General features: G+C 38.7%; 7 protein-coding genes. 1 reads left to right on the top strand and 6 read right to left on the bottom strand.

Annotated elements, in window-relative coordinates; genetic code table 11:
- The 5 genes from DBR11_RS08485 to DBR11_RS08505 form a co-directional block, all read right to left on the bottom strand.
- The coding region (locus DBR11_RS08485) for a hypothetical protein (protein WP_146186493.1) at nt 1–259 on the bottom strand (259 nt) is incomplete at its 3' end.
- 20 nt (nt 260–279) lie between these two features.
- On the bottom strand, nt 280–969 hold the full coding sequence (locus tag DBR11_RS08490) for a hypothetical protein (protein WP_108551569.1): 690 nt from the start codon (nt 967–969) through the stop codon (nt 280–282).
- A 7-nt stretch (nt 970–976) separates the two neighbouring features.
- Nucleotides 977–1810: a subclass B3 metallo-beta-lactamase gene (gene bla / locus DBR11_RS08495; RefSeq protein ID WP_108551577.1), complete on the bottom strand. Its 834-nt coding sequence runs from the start codon at nt 1808–1810 to the stop codon at nt 977–979.
- A gap of 157 nt (nt 1811–1967) precedes the next feature.
- Nucleotides 1968–4376 (bottom strand): TonB-dependent receptor, encoded by a 2409-nt coding sequence (locus tag DBR11_RS08500; protein ID WP_108551571.1) that lies wholly within the window; start codon nt 4374–4376, stop codon nt 1968–1970.
- Nucleotides 4377–4466: 90 nt separating this feature from the next.
- Complete coding sequence (locus DBR11_RS08505; protein WP_108551573.1) at nt 4467–5501, bottom strand: LLM class flavin-dependent oxidoreductase; 1035 nt, start codon at nt 5499–5501, stop codon at nt 4467–4469.
- Between the two features lie 106 nt (nt 5502–5607).
- Between DBR11_RS08505 and DBR11_RS08510 the strand changes: the two genes are divergently transcribed.
- On the top strand, nt 5608–5994 hold the full coding sequence (locus DBR11_RS08510; protein WP_108551579.1) for a thioesterase family protein: 387 nt from the start codon (nt 5608–5610) through the stop codon (nt 5992–5994).
- Here DBR11_RS08510 and DBR11_RS08515 read toward each other — a convergent pair.
- On the bottom strand, nt 5991–6974 hold the full coding sequence (locus DBR11_RS08515) for a GlxA family transcriptional regulator (RefSeq protein ID WP_108551575.1): 984 nt from the start codon (nt 6972–6974) through the stop codon (nt 5991–5993). The two genes, DBR11_RS08510 and DBR11_RS08515, sit on opposite strands and share 4 nt — an antisense overlap.
- Between the last annotated feature and the right edge of the window lie 176 nt (nt 6975–7150).

A 7150-nucleotide genomic window follows, 5' to 3' on the forward strand; every position in this document is an offset into this window, starting at 1 on the left:
GATTATTATAATCTGCAAGGTTTCCATTAGGAAATGAATACGTACTCAATTTTGCTCCACCCAGAACATAATTACCTGGTTTATTTGTAGTATAAGCAATCAATCCAAGATTAGGATCCTGATCCTTTTTCAATTGCTGATCTCCCTGGACAATACTTAATACATTTTCATTAAATTTCAATGTTAAAAGATCAGTTTTTGTTTGTGACTCACACGAGATGACAATCATTCCTATTAAGATCAAAAAGAAATATTTCATATAGTCAATTTTCTATTATATTATTCGAACACAAAAAAGGGCTTTTCAATCGGAGATTTCAATATAAAGGATTTTGGAGGTAAACGCTCCTCTCCCCTTGTCTTCAGCAATTTGATATCTTTAATCATGGCTTCCCCATTGATAGCAAAACCAAATTTTCCTTCAGGCTTTACGATACCAGTAGTATCATTTAAAGAGATTATAGCTTCATTATTAATCCATACAAAAAGTTGATTACCTGTTTTCTGTATTTTCCAATTCTGCCAGATATGTTCAGATGGTTTCTTGACTTTAGGCAATAAACCTATATGTCCCGTACTGTGAATAAAACTGCCATTTTTAACAGGGTCTGCAAATAACGAGCGATCTTCAATAGCCACTCTATTCTCGAGCTGATTCAGCAACAAGCCTAAATATTTTTCTCCGTTTAAGTTCGTGATAACTTCAAAAAGGTAAGCCTTAGGATCAACCAGCGAAGAAAATGTTAATATATAGTCTTTCGGCAATGATTTTTTAGAGACCAATATGGCCCACTCATTATTTTTGTTTCCAGTGAACTCCTGCTCATTAACCTTCCAGGTTCCATTTACTACACGCCAGTTTTTCTGAAGGCTGTTCTTTTTATATTTTTCCTGAAATGAAACCTTAGCTTGCGCGTGAGCAGTATGCACTGCAATAGTGATCAATAAGAATGCTATAATAGTCTTCATCTTTCGCTTACCGTTTATTCTTCTTCAAAAACGCTGCCTCTAAATTGCTGAGCGCCTTATCATATCCCTCTCTATCCATAAAAGCGGTGGGATTATAAGCATCACCGGGTTTATGCTTTGCATGCATTCCAAACTGGCTGCAATGAGAAGAAAGCCAAATATCAAAAGACAATTTTTTCATAGCATTAAACGTATACGCATAATCCCTTGCGATCTCAGGATATGCAGCTACCTCAGAGAATTTTTTATCTGTAACGATAGATGGCATATTTGCGATCAGAACTTTATAGCTTCTTTTGGCATCTTTAACATTGAATAAAAAACTGCAGGAACCTTTGGTATGACCGGGATGATGAAGCATCACCAATTCCATATCTCCTAGCCTTATTTTATCTCCATCATGCAGTACTCCATCAACTTTAATTGGTTCGTAGGTGCTTTTGCCCGATCCAAGCGCATAATCCGAACGGCCACCGTCTTCTGCAACGCCTAAATCTTTTACATCAACCATAAATCTGGCACCAGTTAACTTTTTTATTGCTGCCATGGCCCCCATATGGTCATAATGCGCTTGTGTTGTCAATAGTATTTTAATGTCGTTAAATTTGAAGCCCAGGCTTTCTACATTTGCTTTTATGATGGATAGAGAAGCAGCCAGGCCTGTATTGATCAAAATATTTCCCTTTGAAGTTGCAATTAGATAGCAGGCCAGATCATCTGTACCAATATAATACAAATTCCCTGCAATCCGGAAAGGCGGATAGGATTTTGACCACTCTGGTGGTGTATCTTTTGGTTCAGTAACTTTCTGTGCGGATGCAAGAAAAGCTCCGAACCACATCAATAGAATTAAAACAGCCGTTTTATAATTAAAGCTAAACATATAGATAGAATGAGCCCCTAAGATACCTGAAATACCTCTACAACTAAGTAAAACTTCAATAAAAAGCGCCGTAGAACTGAGGTTCTACGGCGCTTTTTATTGAATCAATTATACTTTAAAACTTGTATCCTATACTACCAGCAACCGTACGCGGGCTCATTGGTTCAATAGTCGTCCAACCTTTATAGTATTCTTTATTGGTTAAGTTGTTCATTTTTAAACCAAAAGTAAATGGTCCTTTAACATAAGAAACCGAGGCATTTAAAATGGTGTAAGCAGGTAAGGTAAATACACCTACTGTTGCATCATTCACAATACTGTTTTTACCAGCATAATTTCCTCCAAAACCAAAGCCAAGGCCTTTAACAGACCCAGATAAGAATTTATAGCTTAACCAAACATTGACCAGGTCTTCAGGTCCGGCCTCTACTGGTCTTCTGCCTTCTGTGGCTGCAGTTGCATTGGTTAATTTACTGATGTTTTTGGAGTAACCTGCAATAATATTAAACCCGTCAATTGGATTTGCAGTGATCTGTGCTTCAAAACCTTTGCTGTATTGATCACCACCTTGAACATATTGGTTCGGGCCTGTACTTAAAACAATATTGGAAACTTTGATGTCATAATAGCTCAATGAACCCGATAGTCTTCCTTCAAAAAGATCACTTTTAACACCACCTTCTATCTGGTTGGCATGTTCAGGTTTGAATGTAGCAACTACATTGCTGCCATCAACCTCTACATTTCTAGGGGCAGAATTTTTAAATCCATTCATGTAATTACCAAACACAGAAAGCTGGTCTTTCAGGATTTGATACACCAATCCAAACTTCGGAGATAAAGCAGTCTGCCCGTATTTATCGGCAGCTGCCGTACTTAATCCACCATTCTGGAAACGGTCTATTCTTAAGCTGGCCATAGCAGAAAGAGCGGGTGTTATATTGAATACATCAGAAACATAGGCACTGTAAACCTCTTGGGTAGTTCTTGTGCTTCCACCATAACCTGCAGTAGCGATTGCAGCATCAGCACTCTGAGATGTTAAATTATCGGTATTCTCAACCTTAGGATCAACAGATCCAAAAGGAGCATAATTAGAACTGTTATCAATTGAAGTACTATTGTAATAATCCAATCCGGCAACAACACGGTTACGCATCTTCCCAATAAGGAAATCGCCGATAAAGTTTTGTTGAATGTCAGTGGTTTCTGTTGTAGAATTTTGATTGGTGATGTATCTGGCAAAGACACCATTTCCTTTTACTGGTGCACCATTCGCATCTGGTATATACCCCTCAAACAAATAGCTATAATAACCATTAGATTTTGCAGTACCTCTTGAAACTATAGTCTGTGATTTCCATTGATCGGATATCTTATAATTCATCTGAGCCTGCACAGAAGTTACCGGATTTTTCATGGTCAGTTGATTGCTGGTATACGATTTTCGGTTATTATAACCTAAATCTTCAAGTGTAGTGCTACTTAATGGAGCACTTCTATTGAAAAACAACATGGTTGGATTGGTTCCTTCTGAACTTAAGAACTGTGCATTTAACAGGAATGATACCCGGTCATTTAGCTGATAAGATAAGGAAGGTGCAAAAAATCTCGTTTTCTTGAAACCCGCATCCTGGAAACTACTTTCATCATGATAAGCCGCATTCATTCTGAACAATACCTTGTGGTCAGCGTCTAATGGCGTATTTACATCCGCTGTAATCCGGTTCAAGCCATAGCTACCTGCGGTGTAATTAACTTCTACAGCCGTACGATCAAAAGGTTGTTTGGTTACCGTATTGATCAAACCTCCGTAAGAGATTAAGCTGCTGCCAAATAAGGTTCCAGAAGGGCCTTTGACAACTTCGATACGCTCCACATTGGAAATATCAAGGCTTCCGTTTGTTAAGCCAGGCAATCCATTGACAAGTGTAGGCTGAACTGCAAATCCCCTTAAAGTGAAATACCCTGCTCCATCCCCGCCTCTTCCTGTTGAAGACCACAATTTGTCAATACCTGGCGCATTTTTTAGTGCGTCATCAAAATTTGTAACCACTTGATCTGCGAGTAATTCTTTAGGGATTACTGCATACACCTGAGGGTTTTCTAAATTTTTCAAAGGCATTTTAGAAACATAATCACTGGTCTTGACGGAAAATTTATTCTTCTTACCTCCGCTCACCACAACTTCTTTAAGTTGCTGGTTGGATGCCTTTAAGGAAAGATTGAGTGTTGCCGTTACGCCTGCAGCAACAGTTACCTGTCCGGAACTTGGCGTTAAGCCAACCAGCCTGGCGGTAACCGTATACGTTCCTGCCGGAACATTTTTAAGTATATAGCCTCCATTTTTATCAGCTGTCGTATTGGCAATGCCCTTTATCGAAACTTCTACCGCTTCTGCTGAAATGCCATCCGAAGTTTTAATACTTCCTATAATGGTCCCTGTATTGTTTTGTGCGAAAGAGTTAATGCTGAATAAAGTCGTTATTAGGGCGACAAGACACAATTTGAATATTTTTGACATGCTTATTTAGAATGGTTTTAAGCGCGCAAAAATACAAGAAGATCTCCTGAAGCCCTAATCTTATTTATTCTTATTTTAAATAAGACAGTCTTATGACAATAATACTTTTCTCACCTGTGGTGCAATTTTGGTCCCAAACAACTCGATCGCCTTCATCATGTCGGCATGCGATGGATCACCAACATCCATATGACCTATAAAACGGGTAATGCCAAACAATTCATGCATATACAGGATTTTATCCGTAACCTCTTCTGCCGAGCCGATAAAAAGGGCCCCTTCTTTAGATCTTCCTCCGTTGTATTGAGCTTTAGTATAAGGTGCCCAGCCTCTGGAAGCCCCAATCCTATTCATTTGCGAGGCATAATTATCGAAGTATCCATCTATTATTGCGTTCTCATCACTTAAAAAAGTATGTGAATGGATTCCTATTTGCATCTTCTCCAGATCATGGCCATTTTTGATATACTCTTCTTTATAGAATTCTATCAATGGCTGAAACTGCTTAGGCATTCCCCCAATAATGGCTACAATTAAAGGCAGTCCCAATTTTGCCGCACGCAATACAGATTCCGGTGTACCCCCAACAGCAATCCAGATGGGCAGTTTACCGTTATTGGTCGCTCTTGGTAATACCGTTTGTTTCACCAGCGGTGCACGCAGTTTACCTGACCAGTTCACCACCTCATTATTATTGATATTTAACAACAAATCCAGTTTTTCCTCAAACAATTGATTGTAATCCTTTAAATCATAACCAAACAACGGAAAAGACTCAATGAAACTTCCCCTCCCAACAGCTATTTCTGCACGTCCATCAGAAATCAGGTCAATTGTCGAAAAATCCTGATAGACTTTCACTGGTTCAGCAGAACTCAAAACAGTTACAGTACTGGTTAATTTTATATTTTTGGTTATACTCGCCGCAGCGGCCAAAACAATTTCAGGTGATGAAACTGCATAATCCGGACGATGGTGTTCTCCCAAACCGAAAACGTCTAGTCCCACTTCATCCGCTAATTTTATTTGTTCAAGGATTTCATGAAGCTTCAATTTCGCTTCACGTGGCTTTCCCGTCTGAGGGTCAAAAGCCAAATCGCCAAACATTCCTATTCCTAATTCCATAAATTCTCCTTTTTAATGAAAGCAAAATTAAGTAACTAAGCCCAGTCAGTTCTTGATGTAGGATAAGAAGTGTAACTTGCGCCTGGAAATTATGGCCATCAATTCTATGGAACAATATATATTTGAGATTCAATTAAAGGTAAGAGACTATGAGTGTGATTTGCAAGGAGTTGTCAATAATGCCGTATATCAGCAATATCTGGAGCATGCCAGGCATGAATATCTTTTATCCAGATCCGGCTCATTTAAAGACTTAACCGATCAGGGAATATTACTCATGGTATCCCGGATTGAAATGGATTTCAAACAATCTCTTACCTCCGGGGATAGCTTTATTGTAAAACTAAGGACAGAACGACAAGGAATTAAATTAATCTTCCTCCAGGACATTTTTCGCGCAACAGACCAGACCCTCTGCCTTAAAGCTCAGGTCCAGGTCATTTCAAAAGTTGACGGTAAACTGAGCAGAGGAGAAATCTTTAACGAATTTTAATTGGCCATGACGCTCATGGAATTGTATTTATTTCTGTAGGCAATCGGAGTAAGACCAGTAATTTTTTTGAAAGTTGTTCTGAATGCCTTTGTATCGGTATAGCCTACGTCGTACATCACTTCATTGATGTTCTTTCTGCTTTTTTCAAAGCTTCGTTTTGCAGCTTCGATTTTTATACGGTGAATATATTCCAGTACAGAATTATTAGTTGCCTGTTTAAAGCGGCGTTCAAAGCTTCGGCGGCTTACGGCAACCAAATCGGCGAGTTCGTCTATGCTGATCCTCTCTTCTATATTCTGTTCTATATATTCCTGGGCTTTTTGGATAGCTTCATCTGTGTGTGCTTTCTGTCCTTTAAAAATAGCAAAGGCATTCTGGCTGTCCCGGTCAATATCAATAGCAAAGAATTTTGCCACCAATATTGCCATTTCCCTGTTGGTGTATTTTTCCAGAATATACAAGAGCAGGTTCCATATAGAATTAGCACCGCCACTGGAATAGATACTTCCTTCGTCTGTTATAATAGCACCATCCACAATCTGTACATCCTTATACATATTTCTGAACTCATTATAATAGGCCCAATGCGTTGAACAGCGCTTACCGTCTATTAAGCCGGTTGCACCCAATAAAAAGGCACCCAAACAAAGCGACACCACACTTGCGCCCTTTCCATGCAACTCTTTAATATAGGGTATAGCTTCGTGGTTACGCGAAACTGCAGTGGCCATATCTCCAAATAATGCTGGGATAATGACAAGGTCTGTCTTTTCTACATCTTTTAAAAGCCTTTTTACCGTTACTGTATATTCCCCATCGAGGACTTTTACATGCTTTGTCAAGCCTACAAATTCAACATCAAACAACGGCTCCTGCCCCATGGACAGTAAAAAATCATTAGCACTGTTAAAAACCCTATAAGGGGGAGTAATGGATTCAATAACAGAACTTTCCGGCACATATACAGATACTTTGATCATGGTTTCTTTATATTTGGTGTGTAAAAGACATCCTTTATAACAAAGATAAGGATTTGAAATTAATGTCGTAATTTACCCTTTAAATGTCATTGTTATACCGGGTTAATTACTGCAAATTCTACTAATTTTGGTTTATATAAAAAACACCAAATATATTTATTATGTCGTTTCAAGCG

Origin of the sequence: Pedobacter sp. HMWF019 (assembly GCF_003061025.1) — a bacterium.
In the GTDB taxonomy this organism is placed as follows: Bacteria; Bacteroidota; Bacteroidia; order Sphingobacteriales; family Sphingobacteriaceae; genus Pedobacter.

Bases quoted from the DNA above. Each gene is read 5' to 3' on its own strand.
- DBR11_RS08490 (WP_108551569.1), bottom strand. From the start codon at position 969: ATGAAGACTATTATAGCATTCTTATTGATCACTATTGCAGTGCATACT.
- bla (WP_108551577.1), bottom strand. From the start codon at position 1,810: ATGTGGTTCGGAGCTTTTCTTGCATCCGCACAGAAAGTTACTGAACCA.
- DBR11_RS08500 (WP_108551571.1), bottom strand. From the start codon at position 4,376: ATGTCAAAAATATTCAAATTGTGTCTTGTCGCCCTAATAACGACTTTA.
- DBR11_RS08505 (WP_108551573.1), bottom strand. From the start codon at position 5,501: ATGGAATTAGGAATAGGAATGTTTGGCGATTTGGCTTTTGACCCTCAG.
- DBR11_RS08510 (WP_108551579.1), top strand. From the start codon at position 5,608: ATGGAACAATATATATTTGAGATTCAATTAAAGGTAAGAGACTATGAG.
- DBR11_RS08515 (WP_108551575.1), bottom strand. From the start codon at position 6,974: ATGATCAAAGTATCTGTATATGTGCCGGAAAGTTCTGTTATTGAATCC.